We start from the raw sequence: 26,569 nt of genomic DNA, 5'->3' as shown, positions 1-26,569 counted from the left end.
GAGTAATCCAGATACGCCCGATATTGCCATCGTTACCCTGTCGTCGAGCAATTTTAGAGATCACGGGATTATTCCTGAACTCGTCGAGGTATTTTCTACGCCCTCAAATCAGCCCGACGGGGTTCTTCTGAGATTTGAGACCGTCATAACGTCTTGCATATCGCGGATTTCGTCCAAAGAAAGAGGCGATATGCAGTGTACGAAGGCCGCCGGCTCTCTCAGGCCGAGGGGCCGTCACAGAGTTAGCGGAACTACGGAAGTATCAGATTTAGTGCATAGATTGAGCGGGTGCGTTCCGGTGGTGTCTGTTGCCCCCGCGAGGGGGTGGTGGGGCGCATCAGGTCCCCCCGATAGACGATGGCTTCGGAACGACGCAGCGAGACACAGTCAGCGCATCACGCAGAAACTATCCCCGACGACCAGGTGTCGTGGGCAGACCTTGAGGTGGTGGTCTCGACCGACCGGGATCACGCGTCGGTCGTTGCCCTCGTGGAGTGTACTCTCGTCGAGCTCACACACGAGCCGAGCGGCGCCGTCTTCGTCTCACGGCAGGTCGGGCAGTCGACGCGGACGCAGTACGTCGTCGCCGACGAGGTCGGCGAGCAGTTCCAGAAACGGCACTTCGACGACCGGCTGGGCTGGCACGAGACCACCGTTCCTCGACGGAACGTTCGCGACGAGCTCATCGCCCAACTCACACAGTCGCCCTCGACGACGGCGGGACGATCAGGTGAGGGAGCAGCCAGCGAGCCAGACACCTTCGTCGTGAAGCCAGTTCGAGAGCTCCGAACTCTATAGCGGCTAGTCTTAACCAATAGTCCCGGCCCAAACCGGCACCGTGTTGGTTAACATTGAGGCTGGGTACACTCCCTCACCCCCGCCCACCGCCCTGATACTCGAGTGAGTGAAGCCTGGCGGCCGGTCGACTCGAATGGCCGTCGCGACGGGTTTTATCCGGCCGCTACTCCTCGAGAGTGAGTATGGTCGTCGTCGAGGAGGTCCCCAAACTAAGCGGGCGCCGGACCCAAACCTCGTCCGAGGTGTTTCCGGATGAGTCGGTGGCGTCGATTCAGGCGGCCGTCGAAGCCGTCCCGACAAGCGTCTTCGACGGCTCGACGAAGCACACGGAGGTCGGGGCGTTCGATGCCGAAATCGCTGACGGGCTCTCGCAGTACGAGTACGAAGGGGACGCCGCCGGCGGCTACAACCCAAACTGCAAGCTCTGGTCGCATCAGGGGTTTAACTACAGCGTCGACCTCTATGACGCCAACGCTCGCATCGCCATCGAGGTTGAGAAAAGCGAGCGGAAGAACGTCAGCGACGACCTCCTCAAGTTCCAGAAAGGGTACCGCACCCAGAAGGACGGTCGGCCGAAAATCGAGTTCGGCTGTCTGGTGGTGCCGGTGAACTACCTTGGCCGGCATAACCTCTACCAGCACAGCCTGACCAAACTCGACTTCATGAAGGGCGTCCTGTTCATCGACGACGTCGCCGTCATCGGCTATCGCGACCCGCGACCGGACTGACGCTGTCACTCCTGACTGTTTGTCGGCGCCGGGAGGCGTGCAGCGCGCGACAGCGTGCGCGGCGTGACTTACCATGCCTGGTCCCGATCCGCACGACGACACGAGTGCCGACCACGAACAGTTCGAGAAGGAACAGTTCGCCCAGGACCGCGACGCCGCCGGCGTCGACACGGCGGACATCGACGACGCGACGGCCCAGCGCCTGGTTAGCGACCTCGTCGACGCGGACATCGTTACACCCGTTCCCGAAGACCGTGTCCTGGCCCACGAGCCGAGCGGCGCCGCATTCGACTCATCGACGCAGCTGGCCGTCTTCCACCGCGGCTGGACGGCCGGCCGCGACGCCGACGCTGGGGACGAGTGATGCAGCAGACGCTCGTTGGCTGTGCGTTCTGCGACGCCCCGCCCGGCGCCGAGGCTGGCGAGGCGCATACGTGGGGCCAGGACGACCGGGTCACCCACCCGATCTGCGTCGACTGCGCGATTCAGACGGAGCCGAATCCCGACGAGCGCGATGACTACGCTTGTGACGGCTGTGGGCTGGTCGTCGACACGCTCGCGGCACTGACGCGGTTCCGCGTTGAACTGGGGCATCTGGAAGGCCCGTTGCAACTGTGTGCTCGCTGTAGCCCTGGTGGGCTCGCGACGTACTGGACGCGTGACCTCACGGAGCATCTCGTGGCCGAGTGATACTTGTTCGAACTTGGCTCACATCGTACACACGAAAACGGCTAAGTGGGCTGGCTCACATTGTACACATTATGAGCACCGAGAAGAAGCGCGTGCAGTTTCGGGCCCCCGATCGGCTCATCGATCGGGCCGACGCACTGGCCGCAGTCCTCGGGGAAGACCGAACAGATGTCCTCGTGACCGCGCTTCGGGAGTACCTCCAAGACGCCGCTCATGACGACACACTCACCCAGGAGATCGCCGCCGCTTATTATGACGACGAGATCAGCTTCGAGCAGCTCAAAGCCCTCGTCAGCGCCGAAGAAGCGGCAAACATCCGCGTGTTGAAACAGCAACTGGACGAGGACTTCATCGACGAGGTCGCCGACGCATAGATGTCGCGGTGTATCGCAGACGCCTCCGCCCTCGTGAGTCTCGGCATCGTTGCTGACAACGACCCCGATCCACTCGCACTCTGTCTCTCCCGGTACAAGGTCGTCGTCCCAACGACGGTCATCGATGAGCTCCGAGAGATCGCCTCCTACGATGACGTCCATGGACACGCGGCGTCCGCCGTCCTTGACCGGGTGGATGCATTCACGACACAGTCGGTGGACCTCGATGCCGAGTTTCCGCTCGATGACGGCGAAAACGCGGCAGTCACCCTCGCGAACGATCTCGAGGCTGCGCTCTTCCTCTGTGACGAGTTCAATCAACTTGGCTTGATCCACGCCTCACTCGCTGATACCCGACTCGTCACGACACCGACGCTGCTCTCGGTTCTCGTTCGAACTGAACACCTATCTGCTGCTGATGCGCGGGTACTCCTCGATGCAATCAGCGACGCCCGTAGCTGGGACGCAAACAGCTACGTGCAACGGGCCCGATCGTTGTTCGAGGAGCCCTGACACCGAGAAGGATACTTCGGAGTGAACAGGAATGCCCGATAACGACGCTCTCTACGACGTTCGTGAGCAAACGGGGGATCCCGAGCACGCATCAGTTGACGACGTGGTCGAACTCGTCCTCGAACGCGCACAGCACCCCCGGACGGAGCACCGGGACGCGCATCTCGACGAGATGATGGCGACTGTCGTCGATCGGTACGGGACCGATCCTGTCCGAACCGTTATTCAGCGCGTCCTCGTCGACCACTACCCCTTTCGGACTGCCACGCACGACCTCGAGATGCACAACGTCGACGGTGTTCGTATCGGGACAGCAGCCAGCCAGTTCCTGACAGAATTGAACGCGCAGCATGACGATTGAAACACAATCTCTGAAAGCCCTCCGCCGCTCGACGTCCCGCGACCGCGCGAGACTACGTCTCGCTGGCCCTCGTTCGCGTCGCTCACGAGGACGCCGCTGCGCGCCTCGTGCCTGCGGTGCTTGCGGGGTTGGGGGACGTTCACGGCGCGAAGCGCCGTGGGTTCGGGAGACATCGTCTCCCGGTAACCGAAGCGGTCTCGCCCTTTCCGAGTTCGACAGGACTGTTGATTGCTCATCGGGCGACGTGGTCGGCTGGACAGGTGTGTACGTATCGGCCCGCCCCGCTCGCCGCTGCCGCCTTCCGGTGAGCTATGCTCACCGGCGTCCCGCTCACTCCGTTCGCGGGACCTCCGCGTCGCTCGCGACCGACCATTCCGGGCTGCGCCGAGCAAGCTCGGCGTTCCGGGCTAAAGTGCATGTGCCCTCGACGCCAGCGCTTCACCCGTTCGGGTCCTGCGGACCTCGGCGAAGCCGCCCGCGACGGACGTGGTTGCGTCGCGGCGAACGGGGAATGCGCTGGCCGCTTGCTCCGGGCGGGTCGGCGCGCGGTGCTGGTTGGGGATCACCTCATGTAGGCGCGCTCTCGCTCGCGCCCGGTAGGGCGCTCGCGAAGGCGCGAGCGAGAGCGCGCAGATGGTTCTGTCGGTCGTTGTCGTCGGAAAACCGCGATGTAGGAGCATCGCGGTGGCGGCGCGTGAGCGCCTTCACAGGTACGGTGAGTACCCAATGTCTAGTAACAACGCTAGCGGAAAGGTCGTTTCGGTCGATGAACAGGCATTCGAGAACGCGGGCGAGCAGGCGGCCGATGAAGACGGGTTCCCGGTCGTCGACGAGACGCCGGAGTTCGAGGCGGCGGTCGAACAGGAGACCCAGGCGAAGGTGGATGCGAACCACCCGGACGGGATCGCGGACACGAGCGAAGACCGGATTCACGGCGTCACCCTCGAACAGGAGGAGCGCATTCGGGCGCGGGAAGCCGAACTGGAGCGCATCAGTGCCCAGGCCGAGCTGGGAACGCAGGACGGTCGGGAGCAGCGCACGCGAGATATTGCAGCGAAGCGGAGCGCTGTGCGGCGTGCTGAGTTCCAGACACGGGCTGCGAGCGTGGACCCGATGGCCGACCCCGAACGAGATGATCCCCGAGCGGAGCTCACGCAGGAGCAGTTGGCGGCGGTGAACAAGCAGTCGATGCGGTTGGCTGAAAAGCTGGATGGCTGGTCGCGAGCGGCGATTGGTCGGCGGCTGGGTGAAGCCGTCGTCGGTGGGAAGGACGTGACGAGTGCGGTCGTCGGCGTGTTCGAGGAGTTGCAGACGGCACCTGGGACGGTGATTCCCATCGGGAAGCTCGAGGACGTCAATCGTAAAGAAGTGAGCATCGAAGGTACTGTGACCCGGTTGTGGAAACCGTCGAGTGCAGCCATTTCTCAAGTGGGACTCATCGAGGACGAGAGCGGAAAAACGAAGTTCACCAGCTGGGTTGCGAGCGAACAACCCTGGATTGAGGAGGGCGAGCACGTTCGTATTCACGGAGCGGCGAAGAATTGGTACAACGGACGCGTCTCGGTGGCTCTGACCGGCTGGAGCACAGTTCACTTCCCCGAGCGCGGCCGCTGGTGGGAAGCATAGCCAACTGACGCAACCTCTTTTTTGCTGTGGGCCGGGCCGACCCAGACCCCACCGCCCCACCCTCCGCTCCGTGCTCGCTTCGCTGCGCGCGCAGCCACGACCGTGGTGTATGATGGGGGGTGAGATGGCCTCCTCTGGGTGACCGATGAGTCGCAAGGAGAGTTTATCCGCGTCACCGATGGGCGCAGCGCGATGTCCAACAGTTCACCCGAGACCCACGATTTCGATGCGTGGTTCCCTGGCGTCTTCGACGGCGAAGGCTGTATCCGCATCGCAATTGCCGACCGAGAGCGGTACAGCACCGGCTTTGAACTTGCACCAATGCTCCGAATCACCCACGAACAGTTGACTGGAACCCTTGACGCAGAAGGATGGATTGGCGTGAAAGTAAACCAGAATAGTGAGTATCGAGTCGACCATCGACTTCAGCCGAGGATCGAGGTCACCGAGACGTATCGTGATCATTTGATGCAGGCACTTTGTGCGTACTGTGATACTCACGACGTGAACTGCCATGTATCCAGTCTCGAGCCCAATGAGGACCGGAGCGATCAGTACATTTGGGGCGTACGAGGCATCAATAATACAAAGACAATCCTGACGCCGCTTCGGGATCAGTTCATCGTCAAGCGCGAGTAGGTCGACCTCCTCCTCGATGAGATCATTCCACGGATGGAAAGAGGCGTCCGCCACGACAGGGAGGGCTATCGTCGTACTGTCTGGACCCTCTGTATCGGTCACACCGTTACTGAGGGCTGTTTGAAGAATTCGGCTTTGTTGAAATAATCAGAAAGTGATATATCTGACCTGGGTTCTGGTCCGTACAGGGGACTCACCTGCCAGGAAGGCTTAACAATACTCCCTGACAAGTCTCTAATAGAGTGGTTGTGGATTATTTTGATAGCGAACTGGCTCGGTATTCTGCTCTGTTTCTCGCCTGTATCGTAATCGGTCTCCCACCGTGGGTGTTCATTCTGTACCCAACAGAGGAAGCTCTGACCTACATTAGTAGCCCGGGTGCGTGGGTGCTTGCAATCGGCACATGGTTGGTGATGGTTACCGCTGCTGCGATTGCTCAACGGTAGCAGTACTCCGCACTCTTCAGCGACTAGATGTTACAGGAAAGAATGTGTCAGAAGGATAGAGTTTCAACAGAGCCACTGGATAGAAATAACAGGTGTGAGCCGGAGAATATATTCCCCACTAAGCAAATAGTTACACATATTCGCTCTGCGAACATCAGGCCTCTGATGGACCGAACTTGTCCCCTCGAATTCATTTTCGCCTCGCATCTCGTGGTCGTCGCTATCGCTACACTTTCTGGAAGTCGCTTGACTGTGGCGTGTCTCTTCATCATAGACGCAGCCCTCACCATGATCCGTATCCTCTACGAACGCTTGGCCGCTGGCCGCCCCCAGACCGGCTCTCCTCCTGCGACGGACCCGTACAATCTCTTTAAAGATCTCCACGATGCGGTCGTGGACAAGCGCGGTCGGGTCCCAGTTCCGGGTTCAATGCCGCCGGTGTATCCACGGAATATTCCGTATGTCGTCGAAAGTTGTGTTATCCTCTACCCATTGCTTGTCGTGGCGTTTCCGGTATGGTTGTTCTCCCCCTCGGGCACGCTCAGTGTACTTGCCATACCAGGAATTGGCATCATCGCCGCGAAGCACTTTGTCTTCATTCAGGCGCGTGAGTCGGCAGGAGTCTACGAAACCGCGTCGTCACGGCGGATCCGTCGTAACCGCAGCCTCCTCTTGGTTGCTCTCCTCTCAGGTGGCGCTGTTGCCGTCCTCTCGGCGGTATCTACCCCTGCCACGACGATGGTCGCAGCGATGGCCGTAGCCGCACCGTGGGTGCTCTTCGACTGCCGGCAAGCTGGTCTCGGACCGTGGTTCCCAGTAATCGAGGGCGACGCGGTAGACCGCCCGGTTTCGGCTCCCCGTGGACAGCCATACACAACTTTCGCTCATGACAAACGAGGCGTGCGCCAGCATGCCTTCGGTGGCGGCTTCGCTTACGCACTCGACGCTGGATTCTCAGTCATGCTACTTTCCGGGATACTCGCGATCTCGGCTCGCGCTGTCTGGCTCGTCCTTGTGATGGTTGTCCTGCTTCCCGTGTTCCTCATCCTACCTGCGTCGGCGCTCGTCATGTGGATCGGGGAGAGCCACGTTGAGTATCGTCTCTACGACAATGGTATCGTTGCTTATGACACGTACCTTAACACGGTACAATGGGTCGCTCCTGTGGAGGATATTCGCTCCGTTTCGGCGACCGATCCGACACCGCTGTGGCGCTCGTCGCTCGGACTGCCCGACAAGGACCTCATCCTCCAAATTGAGCGGGCAACGGGAGAGACCATTGAAATTCGGCGCTTGACCGACACGAAAGGGTTCGAACGAGCTTACCGAGATCCCTGAGAGCGGTTCGTGAGCGAGTTCCACGGACGGATCCATGGCTAGAACCTCACCAACTGGTTTGGGATCGTTCACTCATTGTGTTCCTCCCGCTTAGGTGTCTCTTGACAGCTATATTCCTCTCGGGTAGGTCTACGATAGAAGGGGTCTCTTCCAGCATTCTGTTCGCTACGACGTATGTATTGAGCGATCCGTGATTCACCTGTACTGACCACAGGCGGTCAAAATGTATCTTTCCTGGGGATTTTAACAGAGCCGAAGCGGTCTTCACCGCTTGATATCCCGCAAACTCTCCCGGCTAGTGAGAACGTCTTTGACCAGTATCATAATAGGACTCCTGACTGTGGTGCACGTATGGGCTCCAGTCTCAGTCGCACCGCCCGCGAACAGCTCACGACCCGATACGTGCTCTCGCTCGTCGCGTTTCTCGCCCTCGTCTATGGCGTCACGAATGATGTCGGGACAGTACTCGTCATCGCTTTTGGCCTCGCGTTCGTGGAGGCGATCTCGATTCTCAGAGAAACGCCGACTGTCGATGGCCGCTGGGTCGGCGTTGGCCTTGGCGCGTTCATCACGGTCGCCAGTCTCGCGTGGCTCGGCTGGGAACTCACTGCGACCACCGGAACAGGCGGTCCAGTATGGTTCCCGGCGCTGACCGCGCTGATCGGCGTCTGGTTCCTCTTCGATGCCCGCGCGGACTTCGCCGATAGCACTAGTAGCGACGAACCTGGCGATATGAACGCCAGCGAGGTAATGCTGGTGATGAACCACGCTCACCTCGTCATCGAAGAGCTGAAACAGGGCCCGAAAACTGTCACCGAACTCGCCGATGCGTGCGATTTGACCGAGTCACGCATCCGTGAAGTGCTCGATTTCGGTACTGACGACGGGATCATCTATCCAGTCGATACTGACACGAGCGATACTGCGAAAAGGTACGCCCTCGACGAGTCGAAAGTCGGTGGCCTTGCGTTCGTCCGTTCGAACGGGAAGCGCATTCTGCGACGACTAGCACGGCCGTGCCAGCGCTGATTCTTCGTGGACAGAGACTGGGACTGACGGTCGCTGGAGCAGGATCGAATTCCCAGAGCGCGGTCGGTGGTGGGAAGTATACCCAGTCGAGGCAACCCTCTTTTTTGCCGGGTGCCGGACCGACCCAGGGACCGCCACCGGGCAAAGGCTCCATCAGCAAATCCGCCTTTGAGCAGGTGGTGGATCTCCATCGCGACCTGTACTGCCCGTGCGTGAAGTCGAGTTAGAGCGTCAAAGACGAAGTCCTGTTCCTGAGCTGCCTAGAGCCGATATTCCGGGTTAATTGTATCACCCGTTTCCTGCGACCAGATAATGAACCGTTCAAGCAATTCCAAAGGTTCCTCCCAGCGATCTTCGATCCCGCGTTGAAATTCTGCCTTGGTTTCATAGAGCCGTCGCAATCCCTCGTCATCCTCGCGGACCTGCTGGTACATACTATCCCCAACAGCCTCAATGACCTCGCTGGTAGCTTCCGCGATCTCGTCTTCGGTGGGTTCCCCGTCGAGTTCTCCTCCCTGAAGAAGTTCCAGAAGCTGGTCGTGGATTGCCTGGGAAAGTGAGTCAGCATCCGTCTTTAGTTAGGAGACGAACCGCGTGACAGTGGCGGCTTATCGAGGCTACTTTTCGGAAGGAATGAGGAGGTGTCGAGTGTGCACAACGAAACCTCCTCATCACGGATTATGCGTCGGCTCACTACACTGTTTCCCTCCGAGTTCCTCGAAGAGCACGCCGAGGAACTCGGCGTGGTCGAACGCGACCGCAAGCTCCAGATTCCCGTCTTCGTCTGGGCATTCGTGTTCGGCTTCGCCGCAGGCGAACGCCGAACACTCGCAGGGTTTCGACGCAGCTACAACTCCACAGCTGACGAGCCGATCTCACCGGGTGGGTTCTATCAGCGGTTGACGCCGACGCTCGCGGAGTACTTCCGCGACCTCGTCGAGCACGGTCTCGACGAGGTCGCTGTTCCCGACACTGTTGACGTTGACATCGACCGATTCAGTGATGTAATGATCGCTGATGGAACGGTGTTGCGGTTACACGAGTTTCTCGCTGATCAGTTCGAAGCCCGCCACGAGGAGCAGGCTGGAGCGAAGCTCCACCTGCTCCACAATGCCACTGAACAGACGATTGAACGGATCGACGTTACCGACGAGAAAGCACACGACAGCACGCTGTTCAAGACAGGGTCGTGGCTTGAGAACCGCCTCGTATTGTTCGACCTCGCGTACTTCAAGTACCGACGGTTTGCGCGGATCGACGAGAACGGCGGCTCCTTCGTGAGCCGGCTGAAACAGAACGCGAATCCGGTGATTACGGATGAATTACGGGAATGGCGCGGCCGCGCCATTCCCTTGGAGGGCAAGCAACTCCGTGATGTGCTCGACGATCTCGACCGGACGTACATCGATGTGGAAGTCGAAGTCGAGTTCAAGCGCGGGCCGTACAACGGGACGCGGTCGCTGGATACGAAGCGGTTCCGCGTCGTCGGCGTCCGCGACGAGGACGCCGACGACTACCATCTATACGTGACAAATCTGTCGCGAGAGGAGTTCTTTCCGGCGGATTTAGCGCAGATCTACCGGTGTCGGTGGGAAGTGGAGTTGCTGTTCCGTGAGTTGAAGACGCAGTACGACCTGGACGAGTTCGACACGAGCAACGAGCACGTGGTGAAGATCTTGCTGTACGCAGCGTTGCTGTCACTGCTTGTGAGCCGTGATCTGTTGGATCTGGTCACCGAGCAGGCGGATGATGAGCTCGTGTTTCCACCGGAACGCTGGGCGGCGACCTTCCGGTCGCACGCCCAGCTCATCCTCCACGAACTCGGTGAGCACCTCGGTTATTCGCCACCGCCGCTGTTGGAGCGGCTGATCGAGGACGCACAGAAGATCCACAAGCAACGACCGATCTTACAAGAGACGCTCGCTACCGCTACACAACCGAGGTGTGAGTCTTAACTAAAGACGAATGGGTGAGGGGTTCGCCGTGCTGGCGGGTTCCCCGATCACGGTGAGAACGATGGCAACCAGAGACATCTACGAAACTGGCTTCGACGAAGACGTCCGAACGGAATCGAGTGCGAACCGGTGTCCCGAGTGCGACGGCCGGGTCACCACGAACGCGGTCGAAACGGTCTGCGAGGACTGTGGCCTGGTCATCGACGAACAGCGAATCGACCACGGGCCAGAGTGGCGGGCGTACGACGACGAGGAGTGCGAACGAACGGGTGCCCCACTCACGGCGGCTCGCCACGATCGCGGACTGTCGATGGAAATCGGTCGCGGCACCGACGCGAAGGGGAACGAACTCTCTTGGCAGAAGCGACGGCGACTCGCGCGGATGCGCCGTGAGCAGACCCGGGGTCGGTGGCGGTCGAAAGCAGAACGGAATCTCGCCCACGAGCTGGGCGAGGTGCGTCGGTTGGCGAGTGCCCTCGAACTCTCCAATTCGGTTCGCGACCAGGCGTGTCAGCTCTTCCGGAGCACCCAGAACGAGGATCTGCTTCGTGGCAGATCCATCGAGGCCATCACCGCGGCCAGCGTCTACGGGGCCTGCCGGTGTAACGGTCGCTCGCGGTTAGTGGACAACGTCAGCGAGATGGCCCGCGTCGCGGAGTCACGGGTCACGAACGCGTACAAAACGTTGAACGAATGGCTGGGCCTTCCCGCTGAACCCGTCTCCCCCGGCATGTTCGTACCGCGCCTCGCCTCAGACCTCGAGTGTCCGGACGAGATCCGGCAGCGGGCCCGAAAGCTCGCAGAGCAGGCCGAGGAGCGCGGCGTTACAACGGGCGTCCATCCGGCCGGGTTCGCAGCGGCCTGCCTCTACAAGGCCGGTCGCGAGGAGGGGCGATGGCTGACGCAATCCGAGGTTTCGGGAGCGGCTAACATCTCAACGACAACGGTTCGGAACCATCGAGACACACTACACCAGTTGGACGGTGAACAACGAGTCGGCATCAAGAGCACTACACAGACACGAGCGGCATCTCGAAAAAGCAAGGGTTAGATAAGTGTTGTAACAGAGGATATCGACAATGGATGCGGATCCGGAATCAATCAGCTATCTATCGGCTGCTGATATCCGTGACATCCACGAGTTGATCGTGGAGTCAAATGCGGAGACAACCGCTGGTGTCGCCTCGCCAGGCGATATTGAACACACGGTTGAACATATTCAGGAAGGCCATTTCGGCCAGGTTCCCGAGTCGCTTCACGAAAAGGCATTTCAGCTGTTGCGGCTCACTGCGGCGAATCATCCATTCGTCGATGGCAACAAGCGAACGGCTCTCATGTCGACCCGAATTTTCTACGCGCTGAATGGCCGCCGCTTTGACTACGATCGGGAGGTCAAAGAGATCCTGAAGGCGCTCGCGACAGATGAGGGCAGTGTCGATGAGGACGATGTGACCGAGTATCTACAAGCGCACACAGAGCCGCTGGCGCCGGAATACGGGGCGACCATCAACCTGTGGCTGGCACGAATTGAAGGCACAGACCAGCTACCGGCGGACCACGACACAGTCGATCAGGGATCCAACGAACCGAACGATTATGACGACGACCCCCCTAGTGAAGAGTAACGATGGCCGCTGAAAGTGACCACCCCGAGATTCCCGATGAGATGACCCCTGAAGAGGCACGGCAGTATCTCATCCGGTTCCTCGGCCGCCAAGACCTTGACGAGCACGAGGGAATATACGACGAACTCGCGACTGAGTAGTACAATCTCTTAGCTGGGGGTTCTACCAAGTACGCCGGCCGGTCGAGCGATATCGGTATTCCAGCAATCGGCTCTACCGCTGTCGGGAACTGCTGTAGTCAGTCTTCTGTTCGCGAGCGGCTTCTCAGTGCCGCCCGTGACCGGACTGGGGACGAGCAGGGAGCATCGGAGCGTCAGGAGCAGCCCCCGCCACGGCTATTTGTCCGGTGTACGAAGGCGAACATCAGGTGGGACTAGCGTCTTGTCCGTTCGTTTGATCTGAAACCCCCTTCAGAACGAAATGGAGGCCTGCTGCGTAGACGACCATCGGGACAGCCACGATGAGAGCTGTACCGACGATGCCTCCGTCGAAGGTTTCCGCTCCTACGAACAGTACAAATGCGAGTACTGGAACGAGGAGCAGACCACCAATTCGTACGACTCGTTTCTCGGTTTCTGTTTGCATGAATTATTGTTGGAACCACTCAATCTTAAGCTTTTACTACCAGTGTGGGGGTTATCCAGGCTCTAGCAGTTCGAACAATCTCCGTGATCGCTGTCTCCTTCCCACGGCCCATCGCCGTGGAACGCCTGTTCAAGCCAGGAGGTGGCACTATCGACTTGCCTCCCCCAAAGCTCGAATAAAATTCGCCTCGAGTCCAGAGTTGGTAGCCAACTCAAAGAGCAGACGTATCTCTGGATTCGCGGCTGGGATCCAGAAGCGTACCCGGGACCGTACGGCTACCCAGCGTATCTAGCAGAGGTTGAGCCGCTCGTAGTTGGACTTGCGTATGAAGCGTGGCCCAAGCACGAGCGGAGCAGCTCGGAACCACTGTTCGACACCGAACCGACTCCTGATCCACCCGCTGTTGTAACTCACCGCCGCCGAGAGGAGCGTGAATCCGGCGAACAGCCACCCGAGCGTGTCCGGATTGAAGCTGAAGTCCACACTGATCGGCTGGACGAAGAAGTTGATCGCGCCGGCGACACCGTACAAGACGCCGGTGTAGAGGATGAACGACCGGAGCGGTCGCTTCGGAAGTTGTTCTTTGATCGCCGGCAGTGCGTCGAGCAGCCGGAACGACTTCCCTCATCGTCCGTGATGTCAGTCTCCGGGAAACTCAACACGAGGGGAATTCCGATCAGGTAGGCGACACCCTCCATGATCCACGGGTACGCGAGGTTGATATTTCCGACGTATCCACCCACTACCGCCGCGAGCGCCGTCATGACGTATCCGAGCGCGTTCGCTTGACCCTTGACGTGGGTGAACCGCTACTCGGTAAGTCGTTCCCCGAGTGCGTCGTAGAACCATGCCGTGTCGGTCCCGGAGCGGAAGGTCTGTGCGACCGCGAGGCCGACGTACACCGTGACGAATAATGGGAACGAGTGCGAGAAGGCGAATCCGATAGACGCGACTGCCGAGACAACGATACTCACGAGGATGCTGTTTCGCCGACCGATCCGATCACCGATGTACCCGGTCGGAACCTCGAAGGCGATCAGTGCGAGCGAGAACGCACCGTCAAGGAACCCGACCTGTGAGAAGTCGATCCCACGGGATGTAAGGAACACGACCCACACGGCCACTGAGAAGTGTGCCGAACGAGCCATCGAGTATCCGTAGTACTTCAGGATAAACGATTCCGGGAGCCGTGACCGGAGATTCATACCACGGACTTTGTCTTCTTATACGTGTAGATCATTCGTCTTTAGCTAAGAGCGGAATCGCCTGACTGCAGCGGCTTATCGAGACTATTTTTCGAGAGGAGTGAGGAGGTGACGTCTGTGCACAACGACCCTCCTCATCCCAGATTGTGAATCGCCTCACTACGCTTTTTCCATCGGCGAGGTCGCTCTTTGTTTGATTTCGTACTTTTTCGTGTCGAATATATTTGGATCAACGGGGTTTGGGTCGGTTCAGTTACATGTTCCTGCTATTCCTACCGTATCATTTGCAGATCCGATTTTCTGATATGCCACAGACCCGCTATCTCCGTCATTGAAACCGCCTTCCCATTTTAGTTGTTGATGACGGTTCCCACAGCCAGGACCTACAAAACCAATATACGCATCTGCAGCCTTGATTTTACCAGAGGTTTCACAAGTCCGAACACCACGCTTGGTGAGGCGTTCACCATTTGCTATTTTATGTTGCAAAGCATCCTTTGTGAATTGTTTAATTATAGTGAGATCGCTACGGTCCCGGCCTCGAATAGTCGAGGGAGGATCTTACCGATTAACCAACACGGATCGAAGAATTCCATTGCTTAATAGTCGTCTCAATATGGTCTTTTCATCCAGCCCGGTCAGCGAAACTATCGTTCAGTACGGTTCAAGTGTAGCGAGTCATCCAACCCAGCTATAAATGACAGTGCGGATAACTCCATCCACCGAGGTTGTGGCATTCAGGATATGCGGACGGTCGTCTTGGATGATTTCCGCGAACACGTACTCGAGGAGATGTTAATGCACCGGGCCACACTGTAGCTTTGACTGTCACCTTCCAGTCCAGCTTTCTTATCACAACTTTGATGTGGGAAGTTAGAGTAATAGAACGTATGAGCCGCGTTGTTCAGTTGATTCGCGAGCAGATCGATTTCGATTCGCGGCTCCGGAATCCCGTCCAATGGTTACTCTGGCTTTCAACGGCATTCCTAGTGGTTGTCGTCGTGTTCGGTTGGCGGCCACCTGAAGTGCTTGAGCCACTCTTTCTGGCAAGTGTATTCCTTCCTGGTCTCGGGGCGGTCATTCTACTGCTGTTGTATATGGCTATGGGACCACTCGGTCCAGAGTAACCAGGACCACCATACAAAACCGCAAGAGAAGGAATTCAGTCAGCGAGACATCCAACGATAGCTGGTTATACGGAGGAGGTTATTCCCAGCGTTCTCTACTCTCCTCGGTACTCATATGGGTGACTGACAGGGGCGGATTTTCCGCCATGTATACCTTTTCGTCGGTGGTGGTTTGTGCTTGGAGTTCTCCGTCTTGATGAGTTATTTCCGACCGAAGAACCTTCTTGATGCCGAACTCTTCTTTTTCTTCGGTGCTCATCTCTTCGGGGTTCCGCGTGCCGTTCCAGGCTGTTCTTGGCTCGACACCGAAACTTCGTCTTCTTGGAACTGCATATCCCACTCAGCGTAGTGAGGAACTCTGGATCGTGCCCGCTGACGTCCACTAGTAAGAATGTCCCCCATCACCAACTGGCGACGCGAGAGCCGCTCGCCGACGCTCGCCTATCGAGACACCGAGACCGGTGCCCGAGCCGTCCTGCATCGAGCCCCGGACCCGTCCCGGTACAAATGGCGTGGAGCAATCATCGCCGACGGCTACCCGGTGTGGTCGCGGGGGTACGAGACGAAGGACGCGACGGCGTTCCGTGACGAGCCCCGGGAGCGTCCCGCTCCAGACCTTAGCTGTCCGAAGTGTCCGAACGTCGACGTTCGCGTCGGCGAGAAGGCGGCAGACGGGGCGAAAGTCCAGCGGTGGTATGACTGCCCCGATTGTGGGTACGAAGCTCCCTCACGCATCGTCTACGGTACCGAACGGTGAGTGAGTAAGCGCTGGGCGATGTTTGTCGGCCGGGCATGAGGTGGTGGCCCGGCACGACCGGGTTAGTCAACCAATGAGTCTCGAAGTACGTGACCGACACAGTGAGGCACTGTTCGAGTTCCTCTGGTGTCCCGTCTGCGGGCAGGAGGTCTTCACTCACATCCCCTTCGAGGGGGTGTTCTGCAAGAACTGCAATACCCAGGTCGAACTCCAAGAGTCCCGAGAGACACGCGGCTACGAGGAGGCCGTGCTCGCCTGCTTCGATACCGACACGACCTGGAACCTCCACGTTGATGAAAAACTGCGCCGCGACCTGCCTGATGGGTCGGCGCGCGTGAAGGTCTTCGGCGCACCGGGCACCTACAAGGTCGACTGGTGGAGTCCAGCACCTGGGGAGGACTGGGAACCGGTCGAACGTAATGAATTCGAAGATATAGAGGAAACAGATGAGGTATCACATCTCGCGTAGCGAATTGCAATCCCGCAACGACTGCGTGGTGTTGTTCCTGCGCCGGCGAGTATCGATGTCGACACGGAGTCAACTCCGATTCGTCCAACGAGTCGAACAGATTGGTGAGACAGATGGCAGCGCCGACCGCGTCGCGCAGGTGTACCGGCATTCGGATGGCTACCCGGGGAGCGTTCTCCGGGACCTCACACAGCTGAAAGCGCTTCTCGATGCGACCCGTGCCGAGCGCGGACCGGGGTACACAGCGGCGACGTTCATGTTCCTCGACAAGCTCTCGACGGTCGACCTCTATCTGGATGGCGACCCAGAGCGAACGATCGACGCGGCTCAGCCAGCGGATCTCCTTAAGCCGGCTAACATGGAGCACCTCGATCAGCCGCTGTTCCTGCTGGGCCACGGTGTCGAGGATCCAAATGACGGCATTCACGGCGACGAGGAGTATCTCTACGTCGTGGAACTCCCGACGGAGAACCCGTTCGACGAGCCGACAGAGTGGACAGTCAAAGTGAGCGGTCGCTCTGCATTCCCCCGCTGGGACGGCCCGACCGACGAGGCTTTCGAACGGGCAAACTGGCAATTCCACGGGTCGCTCGAGGCCGCGCTCACAGAATTGGTCCGGGGCGAAGCGGTCGTCAAGTAAAATCCCAAATCATATTTATATAATTAGGATTTAAAAGGACACACATGATTACGAAGGCCGGACTCGCCGTGCTTGACGCGCTGAGTACCGGCCGTGATGCGACACCGGAGGAACTCGCGGCTCAAACCGAGTATTCACGAGAACATCTGTACGATGTACTCGATGAGTTGCTCGCAGCGGGATTACTCGCAGAAACCCGTGGTCCCAGCAATCAGCGTCGAGTCCGCATCGCGGAACACCCCGTCACCGAAGCGTATCGCACGCTTCAGTCGGAGTTCAGCCACGTAGACTGGACGGAACTGCTCTCCCCAGCCACACTCCGCGTGTGTTGGTATCTCGATAGACCACGACACATCGCTGATATCGCAGATCGGCTCGGAATCACCCGACAAGGTGTCCATAGCGCGTTATCGCCGCTCAAGCACCGGGCCTTACTCTCCAGATGCGATCCGAAGTACGCCCTCCGGGACGAGGTCTCGCCGCTGTTGGCGTTCGCTCGGGCCGCCGTAGAACACAAACATCGAGCCCGAGTCCGGGAAGTCGCCCCCAGCGCCACGATCGCGTGGTGTGATCCAAAGCGAGCACTCGTTCGCGTGCAGACCGGTGAGGATACGGACGCACTCCAAGCAGCGCCGGACTGGGAGATGACCGGATTGGGCCGGTTTGCAGAGTATGGTCTACAGTTTTTCCTCGCCGGCGAGCCTCCGTTCTGGTATGCTCCAGACGAAGGCCTAACGCCTGCTGAAGTCGTGTGCCATACGCTCCTTCTCGATAGCGGGTCCCGGCGCGTCAGTTATTCGATGCTGCTGATCGAGGCGGAGGATGTCGATCAGGAGACACTCGTCGAGACCGCACAGTGGTACGACCTGGGACCTACTGTGGACGCGTTGTATCGACCACTTCAGGGAGACTTCGACAGGACAGATGATCTGCCCGTCATCCTCCCGAAGAAGGGGGAATATATGGCGCTCAAAGAGCAGTACGGAGTGTCGTAACAGCTGCGTCCACAGCAGGCAGAGGTTGCTCAGGTTAGATGATGCCGCCAATCACGAGAACGCCGAGGACGATTAACAGGGTCGCGACCACACTCCCTCCGGCCAGTAGCTTGTTCTCCATCGCTCTCTCGTGGAGGGGCATCGCCGCGTACTCCTCGCGGAACGCCTTGAGGTTCTGTTCGTCGTAGAAGTACTTCGTCTTCAACGCAAATCGCTCGGTGACCGCACACCCCGTACACACCGGCTCGCCTTTCAGCCGCTCCGTTTTGATGTGGCTGGAGCAGGCGATTGCCCCGCAGTTCGGACAATACGTGTACGGCTCGTCGACGCCGCTCGTGTCACAGTGGACGCACCGATGGATGCCGTCCTCGGCGGTCACTCTGGACGGACCCGCTGCGTAGTACTCGTAAGGATAGGTATACTCCTGAAGGTCGGTGGTGTGCCGAACCTCGGGGAGGTACACCGGCTCAATCGATTGCACCGAGATGTCTGAAAGATTCGGCTCACACGTCTTGTTGTAGGTGACGTTGTTGTCGCCGGTGTAGGTCACCGTCGTCGTGTGGTGCTGCTGGAGGCGCTCGACGGCCCACTCCTTGTACTCCGTTTGGGTCTGCCCGAACCGGCGCTCCTCGACGTCGTCGAACACCTCCGCGAACTGCTCCACATCGAGGTCGACCGTCGCGTGGAGGTTCTCGGTGACCAGCGTCCCGACGTCTTCGTCGACGACCTGGGGCTGCCCGCGCTCGGCGTGGACGACGAATCGGGTCCGGTCGTTGATCCGGTGGATGACCCCTACTGACGTCTCGAAGACAGCGTTCGTGTCCGCGGTGACCGCGACCACCGGGCGGAACGTCACCGCAGAATGTGGTTCCGCAAGGTCGGCGGCTTCGATGTTCTCGATGTCGCGAAACGCCTCCGCGACGGCCGCGTCGACGTCGGCGGCCGGGTCGTACGGGCGGAGCGTCTCGTCGCAGAGGATCTCGATGCGCCCGTTGTAGAGGTCAAGACCGATCTCGTCGGCGATCTCCCGGAGGTCCTCGCCGTCGAGTAACTCGATTGGATGCGGATCGTCGTTTTGCTGGAGGCGGTCGGCGTACTCCTGAGCCGGGTTCGTGAACCGGCCGGTCGTGACGACCATGCCGCGTTTTGGGCCGTCGAAGTCGAACGTCGCGATCGCTGAATGGAGCTTCTGGATGACCGGCCGCCCGACGGTTCCCGTGTGCTTGCACTCGACGACGATCGCCCGCCGTGTTCCGTCGACGACTTCCTCCATCAAGACGTCCCGGCCCTCGTCAGCTGTCCGCTTGGCCTGCCGGACGTTCTCGTAGCCGAGGTTCCGGAACACGTCCTCCATCACGTCCTCGAACTCGAACCCCGAGAGGTCGTCCAGTACAGCCATCCGAATCTAATTGGACTGTATCTTGCTAGAACCAAATACGTTGCCGACTTCGGCGGCGAAAGCGGATGCGGCGGCCGCAGATGTTGTTTTACGTCCCGCGAGGGGTGCGGGGGTGACAACTCCCGCGACGAACCGATGAACGGGAACGCACGACGCCCCACGTCGAACGCAATCCAGGCCGAAGCGCTTGCTAACCGTCACAATGACCCCATCGAATACGTCGGCTTTCGCGTCGACGGCCAAGCTGTCGTTCTAAATCTCTCCGAACACCAGCGGCTCACTCCCGATCGGAGTCTCGATGTGGTCACCCACCAGAGTACTCAACCGAAGCTACTTACGTGATACGAGCGTATCACAGCATATGAGCACCGACAGTGACGCGGGCGGCGACGGCGAAATGGAGAAAATCAACGTCCGGGTGCCGCAGTCGCTGCTGGCACAAGTCGACGACGTCTGGGAGGAGCGTGGCTACGCGACCAAGTCCGAGTTCATTCGCGATGCCCTCCGGGATGCGGTCAATCCCCCCACGCAGCTGTCCGAGGAAGCGCTCAAGCACCTGGCAGAGAGCCGCGAACAGCGAGACCAGGGCGAGACGGTGTCCCAAGACGACGTGAAGGACCGCCTGGGCATCGATGACTAAGGCCGAGTGGACATCAAAAGCACTCGATTTGCTGGACGGACTCGACACCGAAGCCCAAGAGCGACTGGTCAAGAAACTCGACGAGGCGAAAGACTGGACCTCTCACCGCCTCGAAAAGCTCACCGGCTACCCGTACTACAAGCTCCGCGCAGGCGACTACCGAGCAATCATCACGTGGGACCGAGACGAGGATATCATTATTGTCGAGGCGGTCGGGCATCGCCGGAATATCTACGATCGCCACCTCCCGCCGTAACCAATTCTACCTACTGAACTGCTCCGGTCGGTGACGAATCCGATCTGAGATTCACGTACGATTCCGGTCGGTAGTGTTTATTGCCCCCCGAGAAGGGTGCGGGGGGTCCCACTCCCCATCACCGACTTATGACCGATTCAGAGTACCCCTGGCGTGCCGAATCGCTCCTCTACGAACTCTACTGGGAACAGGAGTTGAGTACGAAGTCGAGAGTTTATAACGGATTACGGGGGAACCGCGGAGGGAGGTGACGAAGCCGTGACAGAGCATATTTGTGACTACTGTGGCGAGTCATTTGCAACCGCCAACGAACTGGGCGGCCACGTAACAGCCGTTCATCGCCGCGACCAGCTCGTAACGGACGCGGATGTGATTCTCGACGATATTCAGCGTGTCGCAGACAAATTAGGAAAATCGCCGACAGCAAAGGAGATGAGCGAGCACGTAGAATACTCCTAGCGCGTCTGCCAGAACAAATTCGGGAGCTGGAACGAGGCGCTTCGTGAGGCTGGCTACGCTCCAAATCGGAAATTCCGACTTACCGATCAGGACCTATTGGATGAGATTGACCGCCTTGCGGAGCAGCTCGGTCGTCCGCCATCAAGCGGGGAGCACGTATGAATCTGCTTCCGAGAAGTATCAGCACCCGAAGGAGAGAGAAGAGAGAACCGTCAGCTTTCGGCGGCCGGGGCCGCAGTCTCGGACTGTTCATACTTGGTTTCGAACTCCTGGATGAGCTGGCCCATCTTCGCGTACCAGTCGTTGAGCAGGCGCTGCATATCGTCGGCTATCTTCGAGGGATCCGTCGGCGAGTAGACATGGTAGTAGCCGCCCTGGTCGTAGTTGATCTGGTCTTTCTCGATGAAACCGGTCTGGAGCAGGCGCTGGACGGCGCGGTAGGCCGTCGACCGTTCACGATCAACCGCATCGGCGATTTCGTCGACGGTCAGCGGTTCTTCGGCCTCGACGAGCGCCGGGAAGCACTCCTTATCGAGCTCTTTCAGGCCGTGGAAGCACTCCAACAGCCCCTCGCACTCCATGTCACTGCGGAGTTGTTCAGACATTGAATCTGGCATTAGTATCGCCGAGTCGTAGGGACTGTGCAATTATAAGATTTTTGTATGGATTGCACAATTTTGTGCTATAGTGGGCTGAGAACCGATGATGGGACTCCGCGGTAGAGAGTTACGTCGCCGAAAGGCGGCACCAGAAGCCAGTGTTGTCGGCGCGAAGCTGGCACACCGCAGCCAACAGGATCGCACCACTCACAACGACGGTCGCGCCGAAGATGAGCACGATACTCACAGTGTTGAGTACGCCGATGTCTAAGGCGGTGCCGACGCGTTTGGCGGCGACAGCGACTCTACCTACGAGTAGTATCGTCGCGAAGTACCCCTTGATGTCGTCCTCGTCGACGAGGTTCGAGACGCCCGCGCCGATGCGCGCACCGAGCGCGCTGCCGGCGAGCAACGTCGCCACGACGGGAATCGCGACGAATCTATCCCGGGCGTAGACGAACGCGCCGAACGCCCCCGAAATCGTAATCTGGCGGATATCCGTCCCGACGGCGATGACAGCCGGCACGCCCATTCCGTACATCATCGCGGGCATCAGCAGGAAGCCGCCGCCGACGCCGAGGAGCCCGGAAAGGACACCGACGACTAGCCCGATACCGAAGATGATACTCGCGGACACGCGGACATCACCGCGGAGCGTCACCTCGGCAGGATCTCCAGCTCCTTTACGCGGTCTGAGAGGTCGACGCTCGTTGAGGACGTCCCCGTAGCGCGGGCGTCACGTAGCATGAGTACGCCAACTGTTGCGAGCAGGCCGACGTACGCGACGCTGATGACGAGGTCGGCGTTCCCTGCCGCATGGAGCGCGTCGACGACGCGCTTGCCGATCTCGATGCCGAGCGTCGTCGCGACGGTCATGATGACTGCGAGTTTGTAGTCGACGTGGCCGTGCTCGCGGTGTCGGAGCGCGCCGATGACGCTCGTGCCGAACACGAACGTGAGCCCGCTACCAACGGCGACCCGCGACGGGTACCCCATCACGAGAAGGGTGGGCGTGACAAGGAACGACCCACCCATTCCGAAGAAACCGAAGAGGATGCCAATGAGCAGTCCGAATCCGACGAGCAGCAGACGCATCCCGAGCAGTTCCACAGCTCACTCACCTCCGAGGGCTCGCTTCACGTTCGGACCGAGCGCGTTCGTAACGACGCCGTAGCCGACGTGGAGAACCATCGCTTCGAGCAACACAGCACCGATCAGTCCGGCCGCTTGTACGGTCGGCGGGAGCGACAGCGCGTCGATCATTACCACGTTCCACCCACTCGAGACGGATTTGTGTGAATTATGCTTTTCTGCACGTGCACTCGTAACCGACGTCGTATGTTAGCGGTTTTGGATATACTACACAATGCTACTTCTGATAGTATTTCATGACTTATTCATAGGACACAAATAAGCAAACAGAAAAGTGAGGTCCCGGGGGAAATCGTAGATACCGTCGAAAGAGAGGGAGAGAGTTTTCGGCAGCGAGGATGTGCGCTAACTGCTCGAATCGCTCCGTTCCTACAAAGAGATCGAACTCCTCTCGAAAACATCAATTTCGGAGACACAGATTCCGCATAGTATGCTGGCGCCAGCGAGCCCACTGCTCGAGGACATCATTGACCGGCAGTTAGCGCCCTCCAGTTCGTCCTCGAAAGCGGATACTACGAACAGCCCCGGAAGACGTCGCTCCGCGACTTCGCCGGACAGACGCCCGTCGCTCGCTCGACGTACGAAGAACTCCTCTGGAAGGCAGAGAACAAGCTGCTCACGAACGCAGGTCAGTTTCTGCGGCTGGTCACCGTGACCTCGACGACCGACCCACTGAGCATCGAGAACGGTCGACGAACCGAACAGGCCGCCGACTAACGCTATTGTCCGGTGCTACAACAACAGCGCGCCAGCGGCATACGCGAGCGCGAACGAGAGGATGAACGACCCTGCCCACGCCCCGACTGTCAGGAGAATCTTTCTGACATTCACTGCTTCCCGACCCCCGACAGCGGCGCCACTCCCGATGATGCCGCTGACGACGATCTCGTTGAACGAGACCGGAACGCCAAGCAGCACTGCCAGCTGTGCGATCAGGAACGATGGCACGAGCGCCGAGATGGAGCGCCGCGGCCCCAGCGATGAATAGTCCTGTGCAAGCGACTTGATCATCCGTGGAGATTCCGTCCACGAACCGACGAGCATTCCGAGACCGCCGCCGACGAGCACGGTGAATGTCGAGACCATCCCGACCTCGTCGAGCAACGGCAGTAATGGTCCAATGGCGAGCCCGACCTGACTGCCGCCTGCGGAGAACGCCACGAGCGACCCGAGAGCGAGTAGCACGCGCCGCAGGCTGCCGGTTTCGTCGCGACTAATGTCCCACCAGACGACCGCCGCGACGGCCAGCGCCCCGAGGCCAGTAATCCCGGCCGCTGACGTGACCCCATCGACTGCCAGCACCTGCTGTCCGAGCCCGCGGACGGTTCCCGCCGTGCTTCTCTCGGCAAGAAAGCTGAACTGAATGTTCACGAGGACGGCGCCGATGAGCCCGGCGAGCGCCGGGACGCTGTACCGTTCGGGGATGTCGGGGCGCGGGAGGAGACTCGCGATGGTGAACGCGATACCACCGCCGACGAACGGCGTTAACACCCAGACGGCGACAATCTGGCGGTACTTTGGCCAGACGGGCGAGCCACCCATGGCGAGGCCGACACCGATGACGGCGCCGGTCACAGTGAACGCGGTCGCGATCGGATAGCCGGTTGTGATGCCGACCACCATCAGGCCGGCGCCCAACACGAGCACGAGGATGACGCCGGCGATTGGCAGGCTGATGCCGCCGACAAGGCCGCTTCCGATTGCTTCCGAGACGTTGCTGCCTTGGGTGACGGCACCGGCGAAGCCGAAAACACCGACGAGCAGCGCGGCCCGCATCGTCGCGATAGCGTTCGCGCCGACGGCAGGCGCATATGGCGTTGCCCCACTCGAGCCGGCGCCGATGACCCACGCCATGAACAGGCTGGCGAGCGCTGCACCGACGAAGAGGGCAATGAGAGCGGAGTCCATAAACAGTGAGTTAGTCTGCGCCCGTCGCAGCAGCGTCACGCGCCTGGCTGCGGCTCCGCCAGAAGCCCTGGGCGTACGCGCCGAGGAACATCCCGGCGAGCGCCCATAGGATGGTGATGTTCCCGATGCCGAGGCTTGCGTACGCCGCACCCGGACAGATGCCGGAGAGCCCCCAGCCGACGCCAAAGATGGCGCCGCCAACGAGGACTTTCCGGTCGAACGACTTCAGGCGGCGCTCGAAGCTATCGCCGGTCAGCGGCGCACGGCCCAAAAGCCGCGGCGCGACGAAGAACGTCACGCCCGTCACGGCGGCGCCGCCGAACATCACGAACACCAGTCCGAAGTCCTCGAACCGGAGGAAGTTCAAGACGACTTCCGGCCGGGCCATCTGACTATACGCTAGCCCGAACCCGAAGATGAGGCCGCCGACGAGAACCAACGGCATGAACGCGGGATGCCGGTTACTCATCAGGGGCTCACCCCCAGTGCGGCGACTACTTGTGCGGTCACAATGGCGACGGTGAGGAACGTGAGGACGCCTGCGATGGACGTCTTCGACGCCGAGCCGACACCACAGACGCCATGGCCGGACGTACAGCCCTTTCCGACGCGCGTGCCGATACCGACGAAGATGCCGCCGACGAGCAGTCGCCACGGCTGGACGTTGGTTGTCCACGCGCCGCCCTGGTAGACGACGGCGTACACGACCGCGCCGAGGACGATGCCGAATGTGAACACGAGCCGCCAGTCCCGGGAGGCGACGTACTGCTGGAAGCGGGACTGGTCGGAGACGTACGACAGCGTCGACTCCAGAAACGTGCTTGCGCCGGCGCTGATGCCGGTGCCGAGGTAGATGACAGTGACACCGAGGCCGACGAGCAGTCCGCCGATAGCGTAGCGGCTAATGCCGTTTGGGAACAGCTCGGCGGCAACCTGTAGTGGAAGTGGATCGATCACCATCGGCGTCGTTAGTCACCCGCGAGGGAGTCCTGGCTGGCGGCGCAGTTGTTCGGCCCGAGCTCTAGTGTGAACGCTTCCTCGTCGTCGACGGCGTTCTGGCCGAGGTTCGTCGCGATGATGTCCTCGTAGTTGGCCGGCCGCGGCGGCATGTCCGAGAGGATCAGGTCGACGAACTCGTCCTCGTCCATTGTGAGCGCGTCCATCTCGTCGACAAGCTCGCCGATCGGTGCAGTGTAGGTACCGTCCGCTGCGGGCCCGGCGGCATCACTGAAGTGCGCGCCACCGACGAGCGTGTCGTCAGGCAGGGAGAAGACGCGCTCTTGGAGGGACTCGTAGAGCATGCGCGTGGCGTCGGGAGCGCCGTCGTCGCCCTCTTCAAGATCGGGGCGGGCGACGCTCTCGATGAACAGCCCGTCGCCGGTCGCGAGCAGGCTGTCGCCGACGAGGTACGAGGTCATCCCGGTCGTGTGGCCGGGCGTGGAGACGGTCTCGATCGTCGCATCGCCGATCGAGAAGCTGCCGCCGTCGGCCGCGGTCGTCAACTCGTCAGCGTACGTGACGCCGCGGTCGACGGCGGCCTCGGGGATGACGCCCTCGACGCCTTCATCGTCGAGGTCGCGCACGCCCGAGATGTGGTCAGCGTGGATGTGCGTGTCGAGTGCGTACTGCAGGTCGACACCGAGGTCGCCGGCGTCGTCGAGGTATCGGTCGGTGAACGCGCGCAGCGGGTCGATGATCGCCGCCTCACCGTCGTCGTACAGCAGGTAGCCGAGACAGCCCGAGGAGGGCCGCTGGTACTGGATGAGAGTGCCGGCGCCGTCGTAGCGCTCGACCTCGACGGCCTCGTAGATGCGTGCCCACCCGTTCATCCCGTCCTCGAGGTGATTCACGTCGTAGCCACGCTCGGCGAGCGTGCCCGCGACGAACTCGCTGGCGCCGCCCTTCGCGCACAGGACGGTCACTTCGCGGTCGTCGGGAACCCGGTCGAGGACGTCCTCGTCGATGTCGTCCTCGAGGAACTCGAAGTACGGGATGTTGATTGACGTGACGTTCTCACCGTCGATGCGCCACTCCTCGTGGTCCGACTGCATACGCGCGTCGAGGAGCGTGACGTCCTCGCCGGCATCGATACGGTCTTTCAGCATGTCCGGATCGACGGATTCCACGTCGACATCCGGAGTCGGGAAGTCGTCAGCGTTCATGTTGTGTAGTCGTTCCTACTGGGTAGACGTACAAAAGCATTCCCATAGTAATTCCATATCTAAGCAATACTGGCATGCTTTGATCTAGCTCTGA

The 26,569-nt window shown here is 60.0% G+C and carries 34 protein-coding genes and 2 pseudogenes; 22 read left to right on the top strand and 14 right to left on the bottom strand.

The window, feature by feature from the left end:
• Positions 1 to 357: 357 nt before the first annotated feature.
• The 8 genes from JRZ79_RS25695 (at position 358) to JRZ79_RS25660 (ending at position 5,090) form a co-directional block, all read left to right on the top strand.
• Positions 358 to 798: a hypothetical protein gene (locus JRZ79_RS25695; protein WP_010890455.1), complete on the top strand. Its 441-nt coding sequence runs from the start codon at positions 358 to 360 to the stop codon at positions 796 to 798.
• Between the two features lie 182 nt (positions 799 to 980).
• Positions 981 to 1,526 carry a hypothetical protein gene (locus JRZ79_RS25690; RefSeq protein WP_136361217.1) on the top strand — a complete coding sequence of 182 codons (546 nt, stop codon included), beginning with the start codon at positions 981 to 983 and terminating at the stop codon, positions 1,524 to 1,526.
• 73 nt (positions 1,527 to 1,599) lie between these two features.
• Complete coding sequence (locus JRZ79_RS25685) at positions 1,600 to 1,890, top strand: hypothetical protein (RefSeq protein ID WP_012289727.1); 291 nt, start codon at positions 1,600 to 1,602, stop codon at positions 1,888 to 1,890.
• Positions 1,890 to 2,216, top strand: a complete 327-nt coding sequence (locus tag JRZ79_RS25680; RefSeq protein WP_049892774.1) for a hypothetical protein — start codon at positions 1,890 to 1,892, stop codon at positions 2,214 to 2,216. The genes JRZ79_RS25685 and JRZ79_RS25680 overlap by 1 nt, the downstream gene beginning before the upstream one ends.
• Before the next feature lie 71 nt (positions 2,217 to 2,287).
• Positions 2,288 to 2,590: a hypothetical protein gene (locus tag JRZ79_RS25675; RefSeq protein ID WP_010890452.1), complete on the top strand. Its 303-nt coding sequence runs from the start codon at positions 2,288 to 2,290 to the stop codon at positions 2,588 to 2,590.
• The gene (locus JRZ79_RS25670) at positions 2,591 to 3,103 is read left to right on the top strand and encodes a hypothetical protein (protein ID WP_010890451.1); all 513 of its coding nucleotides are present in this window, start codon (positions 2,591 to 2,593) and stop codon (positions 3,101 to 3,103) included.
• 31 nt (positions 3,104 to 3,134) lie between these two features.
• Positions 3,135 to 3,464, top strand: a complete 330-nt coding sequence (locus JRZ79_RS25665; protein WP_010890450.1) for a hypothetical protein — start codon at positions 3,135 to 3,137, stop codon at positions 3,462 to 3,464.
• Positions 3,465 to 4,190: 726 nt separating this feature from the next.
• Positions 4,191 to 5,090, top strand: a complete 900-nt coding sequence (locus JRZ79_RS25660) for a DNA-binding protein (protein WP_012289724.1) — start codon at positions 4,191 to 4,193, stop codon at positions 5,088 to 5,090.
• 204 nt (positions 5,091 to 5,294) lie between these two features.
• Here the strand turns inward: JRZ79_RS25660 and JRZ79_RS25655 are convergent, their stop codons facing one another.
• The gene (locus JRZ79_RS25655) at positions 5,295 to 5,831 is read right to left on the bottom strand and encodes a hypothetical protein (protein WP_049892772.1); all 537 of its coding nucleotides are present in this window, start codon (positions 5,829 to 5,831) and stop codon (positions 5,295 to 5,297) included.
• A gap of 509 nt (positions 5,832 to 6,340) precedes the next feature.
• Between JRZ79_RS25655 and JRZ79_RS25650 the strand changes: the two genes are divergently transcribed.
• Both JRZ79_RS25650 and JRZ79_RS25645 read left to right on the top strand, forming a co-directional pair.
• A complete protein-coding gene (locus JRZ79_RS25650) occupies positions 6,341 to 7,513 on the top strand; it encodes a hypothetical protein (RefSeq protein WP_229373323.1) in 1,173 nt (390 codons plus the stop codon).
• 402 nt (positions 7,514 to 7,915) lie between these two features.
• Positions 7,916 to 8,542, top strand: a complete 627-nt coding sequence (locus tag JRZ79_RS25645) for a hypothetical protein (protein ID WP_229373322.1) — start codon at positions 7,916 to 7,918, stop codon at positions 8,540 to 8,542.
• Between the two features lie 260 nt (positions 8,543 to 8,802).
• Here JRZ79_RS25645 and JRZ79_RS25640 read toward each other — a convergent pair whose 3' ends face one another.
• Positions 8,803 to 8,976 carry a hypothetical protein gene (locus JRZ79_RS25640; RefSeq protein WP_168731179.1) on the bottom strand — a complete coding sequence of 58 codons (174 nt, stop codon included), beginning with the start codon at positions 8,974 to 8,976 and terminating at the stop codon, positions 8,803 to 8,805.
• Between the two features lie 246 nt (positions 8,977 to 9,222).
• Here JRZ79_RS25640 and JRZ79_RS25635 point away from each other — a divergent pair, with 246 nt between their 5' ends.
• The 4 genes from JRZ79_RS25635 to JRZ79_RS25620 all read left to right on the top strand — a co-directional run bounded on the left by JRZ79_RS25635 (position 9,223) and on the right by JRZ79_RS25620 (position 12,262).
• Positions 9,223 to 10,497: an IS4-like element ISH8B family transposase gene (locus JRZ79_RS25635; RefSeq protein WP_010890432.1), complete on the top strand. Its 1,275-nt coding sequence runs from the start codon at positions 9,223 to 9,225 to the stop codon at positions 10,495 to 10,497.
• A 61-nt stretch (positions 10,498 to 10,558) separates the two neighbouring features.
• Complete coding sequence (locus JRZ79_RS25630) at positions 10,559 to 11,548, top strand: transcription initiation factor IIB family protein (protein ID WP_229373341.1); 990 nt, start codon at positions 10,559 to 10,561, stop codon at positions 11,546 to 11,548.
• A 28-nt stretch (positions 11,549 to 11,576) separates the two neighbouring features.
• Positions 11,577 to 12,122 (top strand): type II toxin-antitoxin system death-on-curing family toxin, encoded by a 546-nt coding sequence (locus JRZ79_RS25625; protein ID WP_136361219.1) that lies wholly within the window; start codon positions 11,577 to 11,579, stop codon positions 12,120 to 12,122.
• Between the two features lie 2 nt (positions 12,123 to 12,124).
• On the top strand, positions 12,125 to 12,262 hold the full coding sequence (locus tag JRZ79_RS25620; protein ID WP_168731180.1) for a hypothetical protein: 138 nt from the start codon (positions 12,125 to 12,127) through the stop codon (positions 12,260 to 12,262).
• A gap of 223 nt (positions 12,263 to 12,485) precedes the next feature.
• Here the strand turns inward: JRZ79_RS25620 and JRZ79_RS25615 are convergent, their stop codons facing one another.
• The 4 genes from JRZ79_RS25615 to JRZ79_RS25600 form a co-directional block, all read right to left on the bottom strand.
• Positions 12,486 to 12,707 carry a hypothetical protein gene (locus JRZ79_RS25615; protein ID WP_136361220.1) on the bottom strand — a complete coding sequence of 74 codons (222 nt, stop codon included), beginning with the start codon at positions 12,705 to 12,707 and terminating at the stop codon, positions 12,486 to 12,488.
• A 288-nt stretch (positions 12,708 to 12,995) separates the two neighbouring features.
• Entirely contained in the window at positions 12,996 to 13,238 is a 243-nt protein-coding gene (locus tag JRZ79_RS25610; RefSeq protein ID WP_168731181.1) for a hypothetical protein, read from the bottom strand.
• 278 nt (positions 13,239 to 13,516) lie between these two features.
• Positions 13,517 to 13,912, bottom strand: a complete 396-nt coding sequence (locus tag JRZ79_RS25605) for an MFS transporter (RefSeq protein ID WP_136361222.1) — start codon at positions 13,910 to 13,912, stop codon at positions 13,517 to 13,519.
• A gap of 1,206 nt (positions 13,913 to 15,118) precedes the next feature.
• A complete protein-coding gene (locus JRZ79_RS25600) occupies positions 15,119 to 15,298 on the bottom strand; it encodes a hypothetical protein (RefSeq protein ID WP_136361223.1) in 180 nt (59 codons plus the stop codon).
• A gap of 132 nt (positions 15,299 to 15,430) precedes the next feature.
• Here JRZ79_RS25600 and JRZ79_RS25595 point away from each other — a divergent pair, with 132 nt between their 5' ends.
• The 4 genes from JRZ79_RS25595 to JRZ79_RS25580 all read left to right on the top strand — a co-directional run bounded on the left by JRZ79_RS25595 (position 15,431) and on the right by JRZ79_RS25580 (position 17,900).
• Complete coding sequence (locus JRZ79_RS25595; protein ID WP_012289723.1) at positions 15,431 to 15,796, top strand: hypothetical protein; 366 nt, start codon at positions 15,431 to 15,433, stop codon at positions 15,794 to 15,796.
• Positions 15,797 to 15,869: 73 nt separating this feature from the next.
• Positions 15,870 to 16,265: a hypothetical protein gene (locus JRZ79_RS25590; protein WP_049892769.1), complete on the top strand. Its 396-nt coding sequence runs from the start codon at positions 15,870 to 15,872 to the stop codon at positions 16,263 to 16,265.
• Positions 16,266 to 16,320: 55 nt separating this feature from the next.
• Positions 16,321 to 16,905 (top strand): hypothetical protein, encoded by a 585-nt coding sequence (locus JRZ79_RS25585; protein ID WP_049892767.1) that lies wholly within the window; start codon positions 16,321 to 16,323, stop codon positions 16,903 to 16,905.
• A 44-nt stretch (positions 16,906 to 16,949) separates the two neighbouring features.
• Positions 16,950 to 17,900: a MarR family transcriptional regulator gene (locus JRZ79_RS25580; RefSeq protein ID WP_049892765.1), complete on the top strand. Its 951-nt coding sequence runs from the start codon at positions 16,950 to 16,952 to the stop codon at positions 17,898 to 17,900.
• A 34-nt stretch (positions 17,901 to 17,934) separates the two neighbouring features.
• Here JRZ79_RS25580 and JRZ79_RS25575 read toward each other — a convergent pair whose 3' ends face one another.
• Positions 17,935 to 19,299, bottom strand: coding sequence for a restriction endonuclease (locus JRZ79_RS25575; RefSeq protein ID WP_136361224.1), 1,365 nt, complete (start codon positions 19,297 to 19,299; stop codon positions 17,935 to 17,937).
• A 361-nt stretch (positions 19,300 to 19,660) separates the two neighbouring features.
• Between JRZ79_RS25575 and JRZ79_RS25570 the strand changes: the two genes are divergently transcribed.
• The 3 genes from JRZ79_RS25570 (at position 19,661) to JRZ79_RS25560 (ending at position 20,654) form a co-directional block, all read left to right on the top strand.
• The gene (locus tag JRZ79_RS25570; RefSeq protein ID WP_012289717.1) at positions 19,661 to 19,939 is read left to right on the top strand and encodes a ribbon-helix-helix domain-containing protein; all 279 of its coding nucleotides are present in this window, start codon (positions 19,661 to 19,663) and stop codon (positions 19,937 to 19,939) included.
• Positions 19,932 to 20,195, top strand: a complete 264-nt coding sequence (locus JRZ79_RS25565) for a type II toxin-antitoxin system RelE/ParE family toxin (RefSeq protein WP_049892762.1) — start codon at positions 19,932 to 19,934, stop codon at positions 20,193 to 20,195. The genes JRZ79_RS25570 and JRZ79_RS25565 overlap by 8 nt, the downstream gene beginning before the upstream one ends.
• 258 nt (positions 20,196 to 20,453) lie before the next feature.
• A complete protein-coding gene (locus tag JRZ79_RS25560; RefSeq protein ID WP_158308650.1) occupies positions 20,454 to 20,654 on the top strand; it encodes a C2H2-type zinc finger protein in 201 nt (66 codons plus the stop codon).
• A gap of 212 nt (positions 20,655 to 20,866) precedes the next feature.
• Here JRZ79_RS25560 and JRZ79_RS25555 read toward each other — a convergent pair whose 3' ends face one another.
• The 3 genes and pseudogenes from JRZ79_RS25555 to JRZ79_RS25545 form a co-directional block, all read right to left on the bottom strand.
• Positions 20,867 to 21,271 carry a helix-turn-helix domain-containing protein gene (locus tag JRZ79_RS25555; protein ID WP_012289716.1) on the bottom strand — a complete coding sequence of 135 codons (405 nt, stop codon included), beginning with the start codon at positions 21,269 to 21,271 and terminating at the stop codon, positions 20,867 to 20,869.
• 109 nt (positions 21,272 to 21,380) lie between these two features.
• A pseudogene (locus tag JRZ79_RS25550) lies at positions 21,381 to 22,348 on the bottom strand (sulfite exporter TauE/SafE family protein).
• Positions 22,349 to 22,366: 18 nt separating this feature from the next.
• On the bottom strand, positions 22,367 to 22,516 hold the full coding sequence (locus JRZ79_RS25545) for a hypothetical protein (protein ID WP_168731182.1): 150 nt from the start codon (positions 22,514 to 22,516) through the stop codon (positions 22,367 to 22,369).
• Between the two features lie 226 nt (positions 22,517 to 22,742).
• Between JRZ79_RS25545 and JRZ79_RS25540 the strand changes: the two are divergent.
• Positions 22,743 to 23,122 (top strand): annotated as a pseudogene (locus tag JRZ79_RS25540) (helix-turn-helix domain-containing protein); the annotation flags it as partial.
• 15 nt (positions 23,123 to 23,137) lie between these two features.
• On the opposite strand, the gene JRZ79_RS25535 reads toward JRZ79_RS25540, so the two are convergent.
• The 4 genes from JRZ79_RS25535 to JRZ79_RS25520 are packed head-to-tail and all read right to left on the bottom strand — an operon-like array spanning position 23,138 to position 26,475.
• The gene (locus tag JRZ79_RS25535) at positions 23,138 to 24,313 is read right to left on the bottom strand and encodes an inorganic phosphate transporter (protein ID WP_136361226.1); all 1,176 of its coding nucleotides are present in this window, start codon (positions 24,311 to 24,313) and stop codon (positions 23,138 to 23,140) included.
• A 10-nt stretch (positions 24,314 to 24,323) separates the two neighbouring features.
• Positions 24,324 to 24,782, bottom strand: coding sequence for a YeeE/YedE family protein (locus JRZ79_RS25530; RefSeq protein WP_136361227.1), 459 nt, complete (start codon positions 24,780 to 24,782; stop codon positions 24,324 to 24,326).
• Complete coding sequence (locus JRZ79_RS25525) at positions 24,782 to 25,273, bottom strand: YeeE/YedE family protein (protein ID WP_136361228.1); 492 nt, start codon at positions 25,271 to 25,273, stop codon at positions 24,782 to 24,784. Before JRZ79_RS25525 ends, JRZ79_RS25530 begins: the two co-directional genes overlap by 1 nt.
• A gap of 8 nt (positions 25,274 to 25,281) precedes the next feature.
• A complete protein-coding gene (locus JRZ79_RS25520) occupies positions 25,282 to 26,475 on the bottom strand; it encodes an MBL fold metallo-hydrolase (protein WP_136361229.1) in 1,194 nt (397 codons plus the stop codon).
• Between the last annotated feature and the right edge of the window lie 94 nt (positions 26,476 to 26,569).

This window comes from Halobacterium sp. BOL4-2, assembly GCF_016917835.2.
GTDB lineage: Archaea > Halobacteriota > Halobacteria > Halobacteriales > Halobacteriaceae > Halobacterium > Halobacterium salinarum.
The sequence above is the reverse complement of the archived record's forward strand: the minus strand, read 5'-3'. Positions and strand labels throughout refer to the sequence as shown.